At 74.2% G+C, this 17,095-nt stretch carries 17 protein-coding genes; 8 read left to right on the top strand and 9 right to left on the bottom strand.

The annotated features are described in order from the left end of the window. Positions 1 to 38: 38 nt before the first annotated feature. Positions 39 to 857, bottom strand: a complete 819-nt coding sequence (locus BLS21_RS09340) for an inositol monophosphatase family protein (protein ID WP_091216880.1) — start codon at positions 855 to 857, stop codon at positions 39 to 41. A gap of 58 nt (positions 858 to 915) precedes the next feature. Here BLS21_RS09340 and ppgK point away from each other — a divergent pair, with 58 nt between their 5' ends. Next, positions 916 to 1,659, top strand: a complete 744-nt coding sequence (gene ppgK / locus BLS21_RS09335; RefSeq protein WP_091216877.1) for a polyphosphate--glucose phosphotransferase — start codon at positions 916 to 918, stop codon at positions 1,657 to 1,659. A gap of 303 nt (positions 1,660 to 1,962) precedes the next feature. Next, complete coding sequence (locus tag BLS21_RS09330) at positions 1,963 to 3,237, top strand: RNA polymerase sigma factor (RefSeq protein ID WP_091216874.1); 1,275 nt, start codon at positions 1,963 to 1,965, stop codon at positions 3,235 to 3,237. Between the two features lie 71 nt (positions 3,238 to 3,308). On the opposite strand, the gene BLS21_RS09325 is transcribed toward BLS21_RS09330, so the two are convergent. Next, positions 3,309 to 4,547 (bottom strand): FAD-dependent oxidoreductase, encoded by a 1,239-nt coding sequence (locus BLS21_RS09325; protein ID WP_091216872.1) that lies wholly within the window; start codon positions 4,545 to 4,547, stop codon positions 3,309 to 3,311. A 484-nt stretch (positions 4,548 to 5,031) separates the two neighbouring features. On the opposite strand from BLS21_RS09325, the gene BLS21_RS09320 reads away from it, so the two are divergent. The 3 genes from BLS21_RS09320 to BLS21_RS09310 all read left to right on the top strand — a co-directional run bounded on the left by BLS21_RS09320 (position 5,032) and on the right by BLS21_RS09310 (position 8,841). Beyond that, positions 5,032 to 5,256, top strand: a complete 225-nt coding sequence (locus BLS21_RS09320; RefSeq protein ID WP_091217591.1) for a DUF7455 domain-containing protein — start codon at positions 5,032 to 5,034, stop codon at positions 5,254 to 5,256. 143 nt (positions 5,257 to 5,399) lie between these two features. Continuing rightward, positions 5,400 to 7,631, top strand: coding sequence for a VanW family protein (locus BLS21_RS09315; protein ID WP_091216868.1), 2,232 nt, complete (start codon positions 5,400 to 5,402; stop codon positions 7,629 to 7,631). A 142-nt stretch (positions 7,632 to 7,773) separates the two neighbouring features. Continuing rightward, positions 7,774 to 8,841 (top strand): YihY/virulence factor BrkB family protein, encoded by a 1,068-nt coding sequence (locus tag BLS21_RS09310; protein ID WP_091216864.1) that lies wholly within the window; start codon positions 7,774 to 7,776, stop codon positions 8,839 to 8,841. 234 nt (positions 8,842 to 9,075) lie between these two features. On the opposite strand, the gene BLS21_RS09305 is transcribed toward BLS21_RS09310, so the two are convergent. Then, positions 9,076 to 9,306, bottom strand: a complete 231-nt coding sequence (locus tag BLS21_RS09305) for a DUF3039 domain-containing protein (RefSeq protein ID WP_091216861.1) — start codon at positions 9,304 to 9,306, stop codon at positions 9,076 to 9,078. A gap of 77 nt (positions 9,307 to 9,383) precedes the next feature. Between BLS21_RS09305 and BLS21_RS09300 the strand changes: the two genes are divergently transcribed. Together BLS21_RS09300 and BLS21_RS09295 are read left to right on the top strand one after the other, a co-directional pair. Next, positions 9,384 to 10,334, top strand: a complete 951-nt coding sequence (locus tag BLS21_RS09300) for a pseudouridine-5'-phosphate glycosidase (RefSeq protein ID WP_245700228.1) — start codon at positions 9,384 to 9,386, stop codon at positions 10,332 to 10,334. 2 nt (positions 10,335 to 10,336) lie between these two features. Further along, positions 10,337 to 11,206 carry a carbohydrate kinase family protein gene (locus tag BLS21_RS09295; protein WP_091216858.1) on the top strand — a complete coding sequence of 290 codons (870 nt, stop codon included), beginning with the start codon at positions 10,337 to 10,339 and terminating at the stop codon, positions 11,204 to 11,206. 98 nt (positions 11,207 to 11,304) lie between these two features. Here the strand turns inward: BLS21_RS09295 and BLS21_RS09290 are convergent, their stop codons facing one another. Both BLS21_RS09290 and BLS21_RS09285 read right to left on the bottom strand, forming a co-directional pair. After that, complete coding sequence (locus tag BLS21_RS09290; protein WP_091216855.1) at positions 11,305 to 11,646, bottom strand: DUF3099 domain-containing protein; 342 nt, start codon at positions 11,644 to 11,646, stop codon at positions 11,305 to 11,307. A gap of 157 nt (positions 11,647 to 11,803) precedes the next feature. After that, the gene (locus BLS21_RS09285; RefSeq protein WP_217636065.1) at positions 11,804 to 12,388 is read right to left on the bottom strand and encodes an HhH-GPD-type base excision DNA repair protein; all 585 of its coding nucleotides are present in this window, start codon (positions 12,386 to 12,388) and stop codon (positions 11,804 to 11,806) included. Between the two features lie 254 nt (positions 12,389 to 12,642). Between BLS21_RS09285 and BLS21_RS09280 the strand changes: the two genes are divergently transcribed. Beyond that, the gene (locus tag BLS21_RS09280) at positions 12,643 to 13,287 is read left to right on the top strand and encodes a dihydrofolate reductase family protein (RefSeq protein ID WP_091216849.1); all 645 of its coding nucleotides are present in this window, start codon (positions 12,643 to 12,645) and stop codon (positions 13,285 to 13,287) included. 58 nt (positions 13,288 to 13,345) lie between these two features. Here BLS21_RS09280 and BLS21_RS25855 read toward each other — a convergent pair whose 3' ends face one another. The 4 genes from BLS21_RS25855 to BLS21_RS09265 all read right to left on the bottom strand — a co-directional run bounded on the left by BLS21_RS25855 (position 13,346) and on the right by BLS21_RS09265 (position 16,930). Then, a complete protein-coding gene (locus BLS21_RS25855; protein ID WP_245700225.1) occupies positions 13,346 to 13,531 on the bottom strand; it encodes a hypothetical protein in 186 nt (61 codons plus the stop codon). Between the two features lie 149 nt (positions 13,532 to 13,680). Further along, entirely contained in the window at positions 13,681 to 14,736 is a 1,056-nt protein-coding gene (locus BLS21_RS09270) for a class I SAM-dependent methyltransferase (protein ID WP_091216844.1), read from the bottom strand. Positions 14,737 to 15,229: 493 nt separating this feature from the next. After that, entirely contained in the window at positions 15,230 to 15,355 is a 126-nt protein-coding gene (locus BLS21_RS26190; protein ID WP_281241925.1) for a hypothetical protein, read from the bottom strand. A gap of 54 nt (positions 15,356 to 15,409) precedes the next feature. Further along, the gene (locus BLS21_RS09265; RefSeq protein WP_091216842.1) at positions 15,410 to 16,930 is read right to left on the bottom strand and encodes a cation:proton antiporter; all 1,521 of its coding nucleotides are present in this window, start codon (positions 16,928 to 16,930) and stop codon (positions 15,410 to 15,412) included. Positions 16,931 to 17,095: the final 165 nt, after the last annotated feature.

Genomic DNA, 17,095 nt, shown 5'->3' with positions numbered 1-17,095 from the left:
CGCACGCTCAGGGCGGCGCCCTGGACGGGGCCGTTCCATCATGTTGCGACGCGGTGCAGCCGGGTGAGCAGGGCGAGGAACTCGTCGGCCACCGACGGGGCCACGGCGATGCCCAGCGGCTCGGCGAACGGCCGCCCGGGCAGACCGGTGACGACGACGCCGGCCTCGGCCGCGACGAGCGCGCCCGCGGCGACGTCCCAGCGGTTGAGGTGCATCTCGTAGTAGGCGTCCACCCGGCCGCCGGCCACGGTGCACAGGTCCAGGGCGGCCGAGCCGTGCCGCCGGATGTCGCGGACCTCCGGCAGCAGCTCGGCGACCACGGCGGCCTGCGCGCGGCGCTGCTCGGCCCGGTAGCCGAAGCCGGTCGCGACCAGCGCCTGCCCCAGGGAGGCCGGCCGGCTGCCGGTCAGCCGCACCGGCTCGGCGCCGGGCAGGGTCAGGTGCGCGCCGCCGCCCGCGGTGGCCGAGAACAGCTCACCGGTGGCGGCGTTGAGCACCACGCCCGCGACGGCCTGCCCGTCGACCTCCGCGGCGATCGACACCGCGTACGCGGGCAGGCCGTAGACGAAGTTGGTGGTGCCGTCGATCGGGTCGACGACCCAGCGCACCCCGCTGGTGCCGGTGCGCTCGCCGCCCTCCTCCCCCAGCAGCCCGTCGTCCGGACGGGCGCCGAGCAGCCGGCTGGTGACCAGCTCCTCGCAGGCGCGGTCCACGGCGGTGACCATGTCGACGGGGCTGGACTTGACGTCCACCTGCTCGGCGGCCGAGGCGCGTCCGCGCGCGACCAGGTCGGCGGCCTCACGAGCGGTGGACACGGCGAGGTCGAGCAGGTCGGCGGGCTCCGGCGTCGTGGTCATGGCCCGATCCTGCACGAGCGGGTCTGGCGCATGGCCGGACGATCACTACCCTGACCGCGTGCTCGGGTTCGGCGTGGACATCGGTGGCAGCGGGATCAAGGGGTGCGTCGTCGACCTCGACAAGGGCGAACTGCAGGGGGAGCGGCTGCGCATCGAGACGCCGCAGCCCTCGCTGCCCGAACCGGTCTACGACGTCGTGGGGCGGATCGTCGACTCCTTCGGGTGGGAGGGGCGCATCGGCGTCACCTACCCCGGCGTGGTGAAGAGCGGGGTCGCGCGCACCGCGGCCAACGTCGACAAGAGCTGGTTGGGCACCCACCTGGCCGAGGGGCTGGCCTCCCGCATCCCCGGCACCGTGCAGACGCTCAACGACGCCGACGCCGCCGGGATCGCCGAGATGCGCTACGGCGCCGGCCGCGACAAGCGGGGCATCGTCCTCATGCTGACCTTCGGCACCGGCATCGGCAGTGCGCTGTTCACCGACGGCGTCCTGGTCCCGAACACCGAGTTCGGGCACATCCAGGTCGACGGCCACGACGGCGAGAAGAAGGCCTCGGCCGCCGCGAAGGACCGCGAGGACCTCAGCTACCCGCAGTGGGCCAAGCGGGTGGACCGCTACCTCGACGTCCTGGAGGCCGCCGTCTGGCCGGACCTCATCATCGTCGGCGGCGGGGTGAGCAAGAAGGCGCACAAGTGGGTGCCCCAGTTGTCGACCCGCACCCCCGTCGTCCCCGCGCAGCTGCTCAACGACGCCGGCATCGTCGGCGCGGCCCTGGCCGCCGAGGAACGCATCGGGCAGTGACACCGGAGGTGCGCGCCCACCCGCCGCCGGATCACCACGGAGAGTGAGAACGCCCGTGGACCTGGTGTCCTCCCCAGGTCGAGGGGCACCCCGTCGGTCCGAAGCGGTGGACCCACCACAACGCGTCGTTACAATGGAGGAGCCCCGCTCCCGTCGCCCCCCAGCGGAGAGACATCCCCCGCCCGCGCCCCGGCCAAACCCGGAGCGCCCGTCGGGCCCTCCCGCTCCGGACGCCGGCCGAGGCCGCTGCCCGGGGACCAGACGGCTCCCCGGGGAACGCACCCAGCACGGGAAGGAACCTGAGTGCCCGCCGACCAGCCAGCACCGGCCAAGGCCCCCGCTCGCAAGCGGACGGCCAAGAGCGCGGCGAAGCCGACCGCCGCCAAGGGCGCCCGCAAGCCCACGATCTCCCCGTCGCCGGGAGGCGGCGAGGGCGCCGTGCTCACCGCCGTGGCCTCCGACGGCGCCACGGTCGCCGTGGTCGACGCCGGCGGCGAGGGCTTGAAGATCGACGAGACCGTCGTAGCGACCCCGGACGGCGTCGCCGAGACCGACGCTCCCACCCCCGAGGAGGTCGCCGAGGGCGGCGACTTCGAGTGGGACGACGAGGAGGAGTCCGAGGCCCTCCGCCAGGCCCGCAAGGACGCCGAGCTCACCGCCTCCGCCGACTCGGTCCGCGCCTACCTCAAGCAGATCGGCAAGGTCGCGCTGCTCAACGCCGAGGAGGAGGTCGACCTCGCCAAGCGCATCGAGGCCGGGCTCTACGGCGCCGAGCGGCTGCGCCAGGCCGAGGAGGAGGGCCAGAAGCTCTCCCCGCAGATGCGCCGCGACCTCAACTGGATCGTCCGCGACGGCGAGCGCGCCAAGAACCACCTGCTGGAGGCCAACCTCCGCCTCGTGGTCTCCCTCGCCAAGCGCTACACCGGCCGCGGCATGGCGTTCCTGGACCTGATCCAGGAGGGCAACCTCGGTCTGATCCGCGCGGTCGAGAAGTTCGACTACACCAAGGGCTACAAGTTCTCCACGTACGCCACCTGGTGGATCCGGCAGGCGATCACCCGCGCCATGGCCGACCAGGCCCGCACCATCCGCATCCCGGTGCACATGGTCGAGGTCATCAACAAGCTCGGCCGCATCCAGCGCGAGTTGCTCCAGGACCTCGGGCGTGAGCCCACCCCGGAGGAGCTGGCCAAGGAGATGGACATCACCCCGGACAAGGTGCTGGAGATCCAGCAGTACGCCCGCGAGCCCATCAGCCTCGACCAGACCATCGGTGACGAGGGCGACAGCCAGCTCGGCGACTTCATCGAGGACTCCGAGGCGGTCGTCGCCGTCGACGCGGTGAGCTTCACGCTCATGCAGGACCAGCTGACCAGCGTCCTGCAGACGCTCTCCGAGCGGGAGGCCGGCGTCGTCCGGCTGCGGTTCGGCCTGACCGACGGCCAGCCGCGCACCCTCGACGAGATCGGCCAGGTCTACGGGGTCACCCGTGAGCGGATCCGGCAGATCGAGAGCAAGACGATGTCGAAGCTGCGCCACCCGAGCCGCTCCCAGGTGCTGCGCGACTACCTCGACTGAGCCCACGACGCAGGGTCCGGTCCGCTCCGGCGGGCCGGACCCTCGGTCGTCCGGCGGCCCCCGACGCCGGCTCACCACCACAGCGGCCCGAATCGCCGCGCCCGTGCCGCCACGACGGACCACGGGGTGGACCCGTCCTTCGCCTGGTCGATGGGGTTGATGCCCAGCCGCATCGTGAGGTCGGCGCGCACCATGTGGACCCGGTTCTCGAACAGCATCTTCTCGCTGATCCAGGAGATGGCGTCCACCTCCGGTCTCCACTCCTCGTCGTAGGACGCAGCGGCGGCGACCAGCCCCGCCGGGGTGGTGCCGGACCGGCCGATGGCGAGGTCGAGTGCCATCGCGGACTCGAGCGCGGCGTTGACGCCCTGCCCGATCGGGGGGAAGGGGCCGGCCGCGTCGCCGATCAGCACGCAGCGTCCGGCGGACAGGCGTGAGCAGGTCAGCGTCTGGCCGATGTGGTGACACCGTCGCCGGGCGAACGCGGCGACCGCCTCGGGTGAGGCCAGGTCCAGGATCCGAGGGCAGTGGCGGCGCAGCCACGCGCGGGCCTCGTCGACCGACCCGAACCGTAGTTCGCGCCGGGTGCCGACGCCGCAGAACCACCGTGGGGCGTCGCCGTCGTCGTCCGCCTTGATCGCCCCCGCCACGCAGAACGGCCGGGTCGCCAGCGCCTGGAGGTAGTGCGGGTCGAGCTGGTCGGAGAGGCGGTCCAGCTCGACCATCGTGAGGTGGTTCGGCAGTTCCGCCCGTTGCAGCTCGAAGCCCGGCACCTGCTCCTGCACCGCTCGGCGCACGACCGATCCGGCACCGTCGGCGCCGATGACGAGGTCGAAGCGCCGGGTCCTCGGCGCCGCCCCCGGCGGGGTCCAGGTCACCCTCCCGGTCGCCACGTCGACGGCTTCCACGAGGCAGCCGTAGTCGAGCTGCACCTCGTCCTCGACCGTCTCCCCGAGGGCGTCGGTGAGCGCGCGCAGGATGTCGCCCCGTGAACCGGTCCATCCCGGCGCGCGCCACTCCTCGACCACCCGGCCGCCGTGCTGGATGCCGCGGAATGCCAGCAGCCGGGCGTCGAAGTACGCCGTCGCGTCGATGTGCTCCAGCGCCCGGTGGCCGTGTCCGGTGATGTCGATCGTGTAGGAGCGCTCGGGATCGAACCGGGGGCTCACCTGCGGGTGGTCGTGCCGTTCGAGCACGGTCGTGCGGATGCCGCGGCGAGCGAGCGCGATCGCCGTCAGCAGCCCGGCCGGCCCGGCCCCGATGACGACGATGCCGCCGCGCTCCGGCGGGTCGTGACGTTGGTCACTCATGGCGGCCCTGGATCCCGTGCCGTCGGATCCCCGTGCCAGGCGAGCCTGCACCCGCGGCACGAGGGTCACGAGGGGCGTTGGCCCCCACTGCCCTCGCGGATGCGTCCGGTGGGTCGCTCCGTCGTCCAGGACGATGACGGCACGATTGCGGGATGGTCACGATCTCACCCCGATGAGCCGGTCCGCCGGTGTACGCCGTCACGCGCCGGGTAGACGGCGTAGCGTGGTGCCCGTCAAGACAGCAGCGGACCCACCAGCCGGACGACGACCGGCGCACGCGAACGACGAGAACGGCACGACACGACAGACCGGCACGACCCAGTGACGTCCCTGCTGGCCCGGACCACCTGCACCACCCGCACCGGCCTCACCGTTCTCGGCGAGTCCAGCGTCGGATCGGGCGGGTCGGGAACACAGGGGGACATCCTGGCGCTGTGCAGGAGGCCGATCCGCAGCCGCGGGTCCGTGCGGTAGAGAGCGAGTGATGACCCAGATGACCCAGACGCTGACGACGACCCCGCCCGCCGACGACCTCGTCGTTCCCTTTCACTGTGACCGCTGTGGCGCACTGGCCAAGGTGCGGGTGGTCCTCGCCAGCGGCAGCGACCTCGTCTTCTGCGGGCACCACGCCCGTGAGTACGAGGGCAAGCTCCGCGACATCGCCGTCGACATCATCGAGACCGACAGCGAGCAGCGCCTCAGCCACTGACGGAGGCGCTATCGTCGCGCACAGCGATGAAGCCCTCACCCGACGCCGCCGCCGGCGTCCCGTTCCCGCCTGACGGGGACAGGGCGCCGGCGGCTCCGTCGTTCCCGGGACCTCCCGGTCGACGACTAACCGGAGATCCCGCGATGCCCCCGCAGACCCCCGCGCCGCACGACCAGCAGTCCCCCACCGGTCAGACGCCGGCGCAGCAGGTCCCCGCCCAGCCCGACCACACCGCTCGCATCGACGCCGAGGGTCTGTCCGACGAGACCCGCCCGGTCCCGCGCGACCGCGGGCCCGTCGGCCCCGAGGTGCCCGGCCCGGCGACCGCGGCCCAGACGCCCGCTCCACCGGCGACCGGCGCGGAGGACGACGCCGGCACGCCGGCCGTCGAGGACGGCGAGACCCAGGACATCCGCTTCGCTCCCGGCGAGGCCCCCGCCGAGCTGCCGCCACCCGCCGCGGAGGCCGACCAGCACACCGGCGTCCTGCCCCCGGTGACCGACGGCCCGGACGACGTCCCCGACGGCACCCGCGCCACGGGCGACGGCTCCGACGGCTCCGACGGCTCCGACGGCTCCGACGGCGATGGTCCCGACGACACGCCGCGGACCCGCCGCCCGTGGTGGCGCCGGCCGGCCGTCGTGACGCCGGTCGCCGCCGCCGGTGTCCTGGCCGCCGCCTACGGGGCGGACCTGCTGGTCTCCAGCGGCGACGTCCCCCGCAACACCGTCGTGGCCGGTGTCGACCTCGGCGGCCTGTCCCCCGCGGCGGCCACCGAGCGCCTGCAGACCGAGCTCGCGCCGCGCGTGGTCGCCGACCACGTGGTGCTGGCCGACGACGTGGAGGGCACCCTCTCCCCCGCCACCGCCGGGATCACCCTCGACGTCGAGGGCACCGTCGAGCGGGCCGGCGGGCAGCCGCTCAACCCCTGGACCCGCCTGGTGAGCCTCGTCGACGAGCGCGAGGTCGCGCCCGTCATCACCGGCGAGGAGACCGCGCTGGCCGCCCAGATCGACGTCATCGCGGAGCAGGTCGACCGCGCCCCGGTGGACGCGACGATCGCCATCGAGGGCACGAGCGCGAGCGTCGTCGAGCCCGTGCCCGGCCGCACCCTCGACCGGGAGGGCGCCGCAGAGGCCGTCACCACCGCGCTGGCCTCGGGAGGCGACCCCAGCACCCCGATCGAGCTGCCCGTCGACGTGACCGAGGTGTCCGTGGACACCGCCGCGGCCCAGCGGGTGCTCGACGAGACCGTCACCCCCGGCCTGGCCGCGCCGGTCACGGTGACCAGCCAGGACGGCGCCACCACCGTCGAGGTGCCCGAGACCGCGATCGCCGCCTCGCTGACCTTCACGCCCCAGGAGGACGGCGAGCTCGCGGTCGCGGTCGACCCGGCCGCCCTGCAGGAGGCGATGGGCGACGACTTCGCCGAGTTCGGCACGCCCGCCGAGGACGCTCGCTTCGAGCTGTCCGGCGGCAGCGTCTCGGTCGTCCCGTCGGTCGACGGAGTCGGCGTCGACCCGGCGGCGCTCGCGACACACCTGCAGGAGGTCCTGCCGCAGCCGGCGCCGCGCACGGTCACCGCCGACCTGGGTCCGGTGCCGGCGGAGTTCAGCACCGCCGACGCGGAGGCGCTGGGCATCCGCGAGGAGATCAGCACCTTCACCACGAACTTCACCAGCGCGGCCAGCGGCACGAACATCCGGGTGGCCGCCGCGGAGCTCGACGGTGCGCTGATCCGGCCCGGGGAGACCTTCAGCCTGAACGGCCACACCGGCCCACGCACCACCGCGCAGGGGTACGTCGAGGCCGGTGTCATCCAGAACGGCGCGTTCGCCACCGCTGTCGGCGGTGGCGTCAGCCAGGTCGCCACGACGATGTTCAACGCCGTCTTCTTCGCCGGCCTCGAGGACGTCCACCACAAGCCGCACAGCTTCTACATCAGCCGCTACCCGGCCGGCCGGGAGGCGACGGTCTACTACGACTCCATCGACCTCAAGTGGCGCAACGACAGCGACACCGGTGTCTACGTCGACACCCAGTGGACGCCGAACTCGTTGACGGTCACCTTCTACGGGACCAAGCGCTACGACGTCGAGTCGATCAGCAGCGACCGCTACAACCTCCGCGAGCCGGTCGTGCAGGAGAAGCCGGACGACGGCAGCTGCAAGCCGCAGGCCGGCTCGACCGGCTTCGACATCACCGTCACCCGGGTGTTCCGCGACCCAGCCAGCGGGGCGGAGGTCAAGCGCGAGGACTTCCGCACCCGCTACGCCGCCGAGCCGCGGGTCATCTGCGTGCCGGTCGACGCACCTGCCGCCCCGCCGGCGCCGGACGGCGCCGTCCCGGCCCCGGCGCCCGCCCCGGGCGGCTGAGGCAGGACCCCTGCCCCCGGCCACGGGAGGACCCCGTCCTCCTCACCCCTCGCGAGCTCGGGGCGAGCCCCGGGACGGGGCCGGCGGCGAGATCCTGCAGGCGGGCCCGGTCGGCCGGCTGACCGGCGTGCACACTGGGACGGTGCGCACCGTCCTGCCCGGGGGCCGACCGGCCGGCGCCGCACACCCCGAGGACGGTGCCGACGACGACGACCGGCCTGCGGGCGCCACCGCCGTCCGCGTGGGGACCCCGCCGGCGCGGGGACGGCTGGACGGCTGGCCCGCGCTGCTGCGGGTGCCGCTGCAGGTGCTCGGGCGCACGGTCGCCAAGGCCTGGCACGACCGCATCCTGGGGCTCTCCGCCGAGGCGGCGTTCTGGCAGATCCTCTCGGTGCCGCCGCTGCTGATCGGGCTGCTGGGCACGCTGGGCTACCTGGGCACGTTCATCGGCGAGGCCCCGGTGGCCCAGATCGAGGCGGAACTGGTGCGGGCCTCCACCGAGGTGCTGACGCCGGACGTCGTCGAGGGGCTGGTGCAGCCGACGCTCGACGACATCCTCGGCTCGGGGCGGCTGGACCTGGTGAGCGTCGGCTTCCTGCTGTCGCTGTGGGCCGGCTCCTCGGCGACGGCGACGTTCATGAACACCGTCGTCATCGCCTACGACCAGCGCGACGTGCGCGGCCCGATCCGCACCCGGCTGAAGGCGCTGTGGCTGTTCGTCATCGGCCTGCTGCTGGCGGTGCTCACGCTCCCGCTGCTGGTGCTCGGCCGAGGGGTGCTGGTCTCGCTGCTGCCGGCCGACTGGCGGGGCACCGCGATGGTGCTGGTGAACGCCGTCTACTGGCCGGTGGTGCTCATCGGCCTGCTCCTGGCGCTGACGAGCTTCTACCACGTGGTGCTGCCGCGGCGGCTGCCCTGGCACCGGCACCTGCCCGGGACCGTGCTGGCCGTCGCCTTCTTCGTCGTCGCGGCGCTGGCCACCCGCGCCTACGTGGCCGACATCCTCACCACGACGCTGCCCTACGGAGCGCTGGCGACCCCGATCGCCGTCCTGCTGTTCTGCTTCTTCTTCGGGATGTCGGTGCTGCTGGGCGCCGAGCTCAACGCGACGATCCAGTCCCGCTGGCCGGCACCGCTGCGCCGGCACCAGCGCCGCAGCCAGGCCCGGCGAGCGGCCAAGCTCGAGCGCGCCCGCGAGCTGCAGGACTGAGCCCATCGCCGGCCTCCCGGCCGACACCGCGGCCGGGTGCCGTCCCCCGGCCCGGGACGCTCCCCGCGACGATCAGGGAGGTGCGGAGACGACACACCGGATCCGGACGGCGCGTCGCCACCCGGCCTCCACGATCATCGCGGAAGCGCGCCGAGCGTGGTGACGTACGGGAACGGCCCCTCTGCAGGGTCCCGCCGCGAGCGTGCGAGCGGTGCGGGGCGGAGGGGTCCTTCCTCAGTCCTTGCGGAGCTGCTCGTAGATCTCCTTGCAGGCCGGGCACACCGGGCTGCCCGGCTTCGGGCTCTTGGTCACCGGGAAGACCTCGCCGCACAGGGCCTCGACCATCGTGCCCATGACCGCACTCTCGGCGATCTTGTTCTTGCGCACGTAGTGGAAGACCTCGTTGGCGTTGCCGGTGTCGCCCTCGCGGACGTCGGGCTTCTCGAGGAGGTCGGTGCTGCTCACGCGGTGCTCCCTCGGGTCGGGGACGGGTCCGGGAGGCGCTTCCTGGGCGGTGCTCCCCTGCCCCCCATGATGGCAGGGTGCAGCTGCCCTCCTCCGGCGCGCCCGCCGCGCCGACGTCCCCCGCGCCCGTGCTCTCCCCCGAGGTCGCCGAGGCGCTGGCCGCCGGCCGGCCGGTCGTGGCGCTGGAGAGCACCCTGCTCGCCCACGGCCTGCCCCGGCCGGACAACCGGGCCGCGGCCGACGAGGTGGAGGCGGCCGTGCGGACCGGCGGGGCGGTTCCGGCCACCGTCGCCGTCCTGGACGGCGCGCCGCACGTCGGCCTGACCGCCGACGAGCTCGACCGGGTCTGCGCCGACTCCGACCTGGCCAAGCTCGCCGTCCGGGACCTGCCCGTGGCCCTGGCCCTGGGCCGCAGCGGGGCGACGACGGTCTCGAGCACCGCCCTGCTGGCCGCCGCCGCGGGCATCGGCGTCTTCGCCACCGGCGGCCTCGGCGGCGTGCACCGCGAGGCGGCGGACACCTTCGACGAGTCCGCGGACCTCACCACGCTGTCGCGCACGCCGGTGCTCGTGGTCTGCGCCGGGGTGAAGTCGATCCTCGACGTCCCCGCGACGCTCGAGCGGCTGGAGTCGCTGTCGGTCACCGTCGTCGGCTACCGGACGACGACCTTCCCCGGCTTCTACGTCGCCGACTCCGGCTCGACGGTGGACTGGGCGGTGTCCTCGCCGGAGGAGGCCGCGGCCGTGCTCGCCACCCGGCGCGGCCTGGCCCCCGGCGGCGTGGTGGTCGCCAACCCGCTGCCCGACGACGAGCAGCTCGACCCCGCGCTGCACGACCGGGTGATCGCCGACGCCCTGGCCGCGGCGGCGCGGGCGGGGGTGCGCGGCAAGGCGGTGACGCCGTTCGTGCTCGACCACCTGCACCGGGCCAGCGAGGGCGCCACCCTGGCGGTCAACGTGCGGCTGGTGCTGCGCAACGCGGAGCTGGCCGGCCGGATCGCCGCCGCCCTGGCCGGCGTCCCGCGCTGACCGTGCCCGACGTCGTGGTCGTCGGCGACCTGGCCACCGACGTCGTCGTGCTGCTCCACGGCGACCCCGCCCCCGGCTCCGACCGGCCGGCGTCGATCCGCAGCCACGGCGGGGGTGCCGGGGCGAACGTCGCCGTCCACCTCGCCCGGCTGGGCACGCCGGTCACCTTCGCCGGGTGCGTGGGGGACGACGGCGCCGGGACCGGCCTGGTCGCCGAGCTGGCCGCCGCCGGGGTGGCGCCGGCCGTCCGCGTCGTCCCGGGCACGGCCACCGGCACCATCGTCAGCCTGGTCGAGCCGGGCGGGCAGCGCAGCATGCTGGCCGACCGCGCCGCCAACCTCGCGCTCGCGCCGGACGACGTCCCCCCGCCGCGTCGGCACCTGCACCTGTCCGGCTACACCCTCTTCGCGCCCGGTCCGCGCGCCGCGGGGCTGGCCGCGCTGGCGGCCGCCCGCGCGGCCGGCTGCACGGTGTCGATCGACCCGGCGTCCACCGGACCGCTGGCCGCCTACGGCGTCGAGCGCTGGCTGGCCGACACCGCGGCGGCCACGCTCGTGCTGCCCAACGCCGACGAGGCGCGGCTGCTCACCGGCTGCGCCGACCCCGCGGCGGCCGCACGGGCGCTGACGACCCGCCACCCGGTCGCCGTCGTGACGCTGGGCGCCGAGGGGGCGCTGTGGGCCGCCGGGAACCGGCTGGTGCACCGCCCGGCGCACCCGGCGACGGTGGTCGACACGACCGGCGCGGGCGACGCGTTCACCGCCGGGCTGCTGTCGGTCTGGCTGGCCGCCCCGGACGGCGACCCGGCAGCCGCGCTGGAGGCCGGCCTGGCGCGGGCCGCGGTCGTGGTCGCCCGGCCCGGTGCCCGGTGAGGCCCCCTGCAGGCGGAAGGACCCCTTCCGCCCCACCGGTCGCCAGCTCGCGGTGGTGCCCTGGAGGGAGCCGAGGGGCGGGGGCAGGGGGTCCTGCTTCAGTGCTCGATGACCCGGCCCGGGCGCGCGGGGTTCTCCAGGATGCGGTCCGGACGCGGCGGCGTGTAGCGGTTCACGTCGAGCTTCTTCTTCGGCGGCCGGTCGTTGGCCATCATGACCGCGATCCACGGCAACACGGTGCCGAGTGCGGCGAAGATGATCGCCAGCCACAGCGTCTGGTAGAAGACCGCCGCCAGAACCAGGCTCACCCCACGGACGGCCATGGTGATCACGTAGCGCTTCTTCCGGGCGGCGTGCTGCTCGGCCAGGCTCGGTGCTGCCTCGGTGATGAGCACCGGCTCCGGCCGGCGGGATCGCGCGGGCTGCTGGCTCGAGGCCACGGGCTTCCTCCCCTCCGCCGTCCTCCCCGGACGACGGATCCCCTCCACGGGCTGCGGCGCCGACGTCCCGACGGCGTCCAGGTCCCCGCACAGCCCGGGGTCTGCCGCCCATCGTGCCACCGGATCGCGCACGATGCAGGCGCCCCGGCACCCCGTCTCAGGAGGTCACGGCCGCCTTCGCCGCGCGCTTGGCCTCCTGCTTGAACGCCCGCACCTCGGCCAGCGACTCGGGCCCGGTGATGTCCGCGACCGACCGCCGGGAGCCCTCCTGGCCGTAGTCGCCGGCGGCCTCCCGCCAGCCCGGCGGGGTCACGCCGTACTGCTTGCCGAGCAGCGCGACGAAGATCCGCGCCTTCTGCGCGCCGAAACCGGGCAGCTCCCCCACCCGTCGCAGCAAGGTGGCGCCGTCGGGGACGTCGGTCCACAGCGCCTCGGCGCGGCCGTCGTAGCGCTCGACCAGCAGCCGGCACACCGCCTGGGCGCGGCCGGCCATCGACCCCGGGTAGCGGTGGACCGCCGGTGGACCCTGGAACCAGGCGGTCACCTGCTCGGGGTCGGCGTCGGCGAGGTCGGCTGCCGAGAGCCGGTCGACGCCCATGCGGTCGGCCAGCAGCCGGGGGCCGGCGAAGGCGCGTTCCATGGGGAACTGCTGGTCGAACAGCATGCCGAGGAGCAGGGCCAGCGGGTCGCGGCTCAGCAGCTCGTCGGCGGCGGTGTCCTGGGTCAGGCGCAGGGTCGGCACGCTCGCGATCCTGCCGCACCCGCCCGGAGGACGACGTCTGGCCGCTGTGGCGGCCACCGCCAGCCCTGGTGGAGCCGCTCGGCTGCGAGAGCCCGGCGGCCGACGCGGCGTCCTTCCCGCCGGGCAGGCCGCATCGTGGGTTCTCAGCTCGGGCATCGCCGGCCGCAGCCCGGTACCCCCTGCATTCCCGCGCGGCGATGAGTTCCCCGCTGACCGACGGTCCACCTGTCATCGACCGCGCGAGGAGGAGCCACGTGGACCAGCTGCTCAGAGTCCAGAACTTCACCGTCTCGAGTGACGGATTCGGAGCGGGTGAGCACCAGAGCCTGGAGAGGCCGTTCGGCCACGCCGACCCCGGGCTCCTGTTCGCCTGGGCCGGCGCCACGGCGAGCTGGCCCAACCGCACCGATCCCGGCGGCAGCCGCGGGCTCGACGACTACTTCACCCGGGACTTCGCCCACAACATCGGCGCCGAGATCATGGGCCGCAACAAGTTCGGTCCTCAGCGTGGCCCCTGGGAGGACCACGAGTGGCAGGGCTGGTGGGGTGCCGAGCCGCCATTCCACACCCCTGTGTTCGTGATGACCCACCATCCGCGCCCGTCGTTCGCGCTCTCCGACACCACGTTCCACTTCGTCGACGCCGACCCGGCCACGGTCCTCGGCCGGGCGCGGGAGGCGGCCCAGGGCCGGGACGTCCGACTCGGCGGCGGGGCCACCGTCATCCGGCAGTTCCTCGACGCCGACCTCGTCGACACCATGCACGTGGCGGTCGCACCGGTGGAGATCGGCTCCGGCGTACGGCTCTGGACCTCACCCGACGAGCTGCTCGACCGCTTCCACCTCGACGTCGTGCCCAGCCCGAGCGGCGTGACGCACCACCTGTTCTGGCGCAGGTGACACGACAGCCCCGACGGGACGCCGGATGCGGTGCCTGTGGGCGTGGTCGCTCCTGCGTTCAGCTGCCCCGTTGACGCATGTGCTGGTCGAACAGCATCCCGAGGAGCAGGGCCGGCGGGTCGCGGCTCAGCAGCTCGTCGGCGGCGGTGTCCTGGGTGATGCGGGGGGTCGGCACACCGGAGATGGTGCCGTGGAGCGACCCCATCGCCACCGTCCGCCGGCGGGGCTGTCCCTCGACGGGCATCGGGCCCTCCCGGCCGGACCTCTGGTCGGAGGCCCTGTCGCGGATCGGCCAGGAGCCACACTCCGACATCGGGGCACCGCCGAGCAGGTGGTGCCCCGGCTTGGCGCGACTGCCCACCTCTGTCCCGCGGGTGCAACCGATGAGCAGGATCAGGCGCGGGCCTCCAGCACGATGTTGAAGGGGGTCTCCGCCGCGCGCCGGACCGAGCCGAACCCGGCGTCGTGCAGGAGTTCGGTCAACCTCGCCTCACCCGCCTGCGCGCCGAGGGCGGTCCGGGGTTCCGCCGACATGGAGTGCGCCACGCAGAGGACCGTCGAGGCCCCGTAGTAGAGCCGTCCCACCGGGTTGAGGTTGTCCTCGACCCGGTCACCGGCCATCGGCTCCACGAGGAGGAGGGTCCCGTCATCCTTCAGCACCTCGCGGACGTGCCTGGCTGCGCCCAGCGGGTCGGACATGTCGTGGAGTGCGTCGAAGATCGTCACCAGGTCGTAGTCCGTGCCGGGGAAGTCCGAGGCGGATGCGACTTCGAAGGAGACCCGGTCAGCGAGCCCGGCCTCGACCGACCGCTTGCGCGCGACGTCCACCGACGCCGGGTGGTAGTCGAAGCCGACGATCTCCGAGGCGGGGAAGGCGTTGGCCAGCAGCAGGGTCGAGGACCCGTGTCCGCATCCGAGATCGGCCACCCGGGCCCCGGCCCTCAGCTTGGCCTCGACGCCGTCGAGAGCGGGGATCCACGAGGAGACGAGGTTCATCGCGTACCCCGGGCGGAAGAACCGCTCGACGCCCTCGAACAGCGCAGGGTCGTGGTCGTGCCACGGGAAGCCGCCCCCGGTGCGGGCCGCCTCGGTGATCCGTTCGATGTTCTTGGCGACCGCGACCGGACAGTGGAAGGCGGAGGCCGCCTGCATCCCGGCCGTGTCCGCGAGGAGGAACGCCTGCTCCTCGGTGAGGGAGTAGCGGCCGTCGGCCGGGTCGTAGGTGACGTAGCCCCCGGCGGCCTGACCGGCCAGCCACTCGCGCACGTAGCGCTCGGCAACGCCCGCTTGGGCGGCCACCTCCTGGGAGGTGGCCGGCATGGTGCTCTGCAGCGCCCGGTACAGCCCCAGCCGATCACCGAGGACGGCGCTCAGCGCGTGGTAGCTCCCGCCCACGTCGATGACGAAGCGGCCGAGGAGCTCGTTGAGCTTGTTCTCGTCGAGGGTCATGGCAGAACCTCCTCTGGATCCACGAGGCCTACAGGACCTGGTGGGGAACTGTCGCCGCCCGGGCCCTGCGGGGGCGCGCGGGCACCCGCACGAGGTGTGGAAGAGATCCCTGTTCTCGAGTTGCAGCAGCGTGGCGAGGCTGCCCCGTCGGGCACTGGAGACGGTCACGCCGGCTGCGGAGGGGGTCAAGAGGCGAAAGCAACCGATCGGGGGTGCCGCGCGCCGATGACGCCGTTCGCTCATCGGAGGTGTGCGGTGTTCCTGGCGCCCGCGGGTGCTCGCCCTCGCCGCGCGGGTCCGGGCGGCCAGCCCCGCAGCCGACCGGGTCGTGCTCCGCCAGCAGGAGGTCACGGCCCTCGACGACGTCGGGGCCCAGCAGTCGCTGGTGGACGCGGGACTCCCCTCGGTCACCGTGCCGACCCCCGTTCGGCAGCCCGGCCATCACCGTCGGCCGCAAGCCGTCCTGCCCCCCCGTCCACTGTCCAGCGGCTGGTCATGGGCTGACGGCGGGGAACGGGGAGGCGGCGAAGAGCAGGTGCACGGCGCCCCGCCGCCGGGTCGACCTGCCGGGGACGAGGCCCAGTGCGCCCACGACGGCCGCGAGCGCCAGCAGGACCATCCGCGTGGCGCCGAGTCCCCACCTGTCCGGGCGCGTCGCGGTCCGGCTGCGCGTTCACGTGCCGGTGTCGCCCAGCCAGTGGGCCAGCTTGCCGCTGCGGTGGACGGCGAGGATGCGGCGTTCGGTGTCGTGGCGCTGGGCCGGCTGGGTGAACACGAGCAGGACGTCGCCGGTGCGCAGCCGGGTGTGGGGAGCCACCGCGGAGGTGGCGCCGTCGCGCGAGAGCAGGCCGGGGGTCGCCCCGTCGGGCAGGCGGAGCTCGCTCATGTAGACGCCGTGCAGGCGCGAGCCGGGCAGGACCCGGACCTGCAGGAGGTCGGTGCCCAGCTCGTGCAGGGACGAGGTGCCGACGTCCAGGTCCAGCGGCACGCCGTTGGACCTGCCCGCCGGCTCGGAGCCTCCGGGCACGAGCCGGCGCGGGATCCCGCGGGCCAGCCGCGGGGAGGAGTAGACCGCGATGGGGCCGAGGACGGCGAGGACGAGGACGTAGCCGGCGGCGAAGGAGCCGAGCCGGGGGTCCAGGCCTGCAGCCAGCGCCAGGGAGGCGAGGACCAGCGAGAACTCACCGCGGGTCAGCACGGTCAGGCCGATGTTGGCCGCTCCGAGGCGGCCGAGGCCGTGCAGCCGGGCGGCGACGACGCCGGCGACGACCGCCAGCACGACCGTCGTCCCTGCGGCGGCGAGGATCTGCGGGAGGACGGCGAGGACGTCCCCGACGTCGATGGTCAGCCCGAAGTGGAAGAAGAAGATCGCGCCGAAGCCGTCCCGCAGCGGGTGGGTCAGCTGCCGCAGCCGGCGGGCCGTGGGCGTGGCGGCCAGGATCAGGCCGATCATGAACGCCCCGATGGCGTCGGAGACCCCGAGGTGCTCACCGGCGCCGGCCGTGGTGATCGCCAGCCCCAGGGCCAGGACGACGACGATCTCCTCGTCCCTGGTCCGCATGAGCGCGCTGACCCACCGCGTGCCGTGCCGCGCCACCACGGACAGCACCAGCAGGAACGCGAAGGCGATGCCGATGCCCGCCGCGGCCTCGGCCAGCCCGGAGGCGCCGCCCAGCACCGGCTGCAGCAGGGCCAGGTAGAGGGCGAGGAAGAGGTCCTCGATGACGATGATCCCGAGGATGACGCGGGTCTCGGGGTTCCCCAGCCGCCGGGTCTCCACCAGCAGCTTGGTGACGATGGCGGACGACGAGATGCCGACGATGCCGGCGATCACGAACGCCTCCGACGTCCCCCAGCCCAGCGCGAAGCCCAGCGCCAGCCCGCCGCCGATGTTCAGGCACAGGTAGACCCCGGCGGCTGCCGCGAGCCGCCGTCCGCCGGAGGTGAGCTGGGCGAGGGAGAACTCCAGGCCCAGGTAGAACAGCAGGAACACCAGGCCGAGCCGGGCGACCAGCTCGAGGTCCGCCGGCTCGCCGACCAGGACGAACCCGGGGGTGTGCGGCCCCAGCAGCACGCCGGCGAGCATGAACAGCGGGATGGTCGGCAGCCCGATGGGCACGCCGGCCCGGGCGACCAGGCCGCAGACGAGGAACGCGCCGCCGAGCGCGAGGAGTGCCTCAGCGACGTGGTGCACCCGACCTCCTCGAGGACGCCCTGAACCGCCTGCCCCGCCGGCCCGCACGCGATCCTCACGGGTCGGGTGCCCGGGGTGGCATCCGTGGCAGCACCCATTTCCGGGCGGCTGCAGCAGGGATGGGTGCTGGACCCCATCTTCGTGATCGGCACTTGGCCGGCGGGC

The organism is Geodermatophilus siccatus (assembly GCF_900103785.1).
GTDB classification, from domain to species: Bacteria; Actinomycetota; Actinomycetes; order Mycobacteriales; family Geodermatophilaceae; genus Geodermatophilus; species Geodermatophilus siccatus.
This window is presented reverse-complemented; position numbering and strand designations above follow the sequence as displayed.

Coding starts and splice junctions, on each gene's coding strand:
- BLS21_RS09315 (WP_091216868.1), top strand. CDS start 5,400: ATGCCCCCGCAGACCCCCGCGCCGCACGACCAGCAGTCCCCCACCGGT.
- BLS21_RS25855 (WP_245700225.1), bottom strand. CDS start 13,531: ATGCCCGTCGAGGGACAGCCCCGCCGGCGGACGGTGGCGATGGGGTCG.
- BLS21_RS09270 (WP_091216844.1), bottom strand. CDS start 14,736: ATGACCCTCGACGAGAACAAGCTCAACGAGCTCCTCGGCCGCTTCGTC.
- BLS21_RS26190 (WP_281241925.1), bottom strand. CDS start 15,355: ATGGTCCTGCTGGCGCTCGCGGCCGTCGTGGGCGCACTGGGCCTCGTC.
- BLS21_RS09320 (WP_091217591.1), top strand. CDS start 5,032: ATGACCCAGATGACCCAGACGCTGACGACGACCCCGCCCGCCGACGAC.
- BLS21_RS09340 (WP_091216880.1), bottom strand. CDS start 857: ATGACCACGACGCCGGAGCCCGCCGACCTGCTCGACCTCGCCGTGTCC.
- BLS21_RS09325 (WP_091216872.1), bottom strand. CDS start 4,547: ATGAGTGACCAACGTCACGACCCGCCGGAGCGCGGCGGCATCGTCGTC.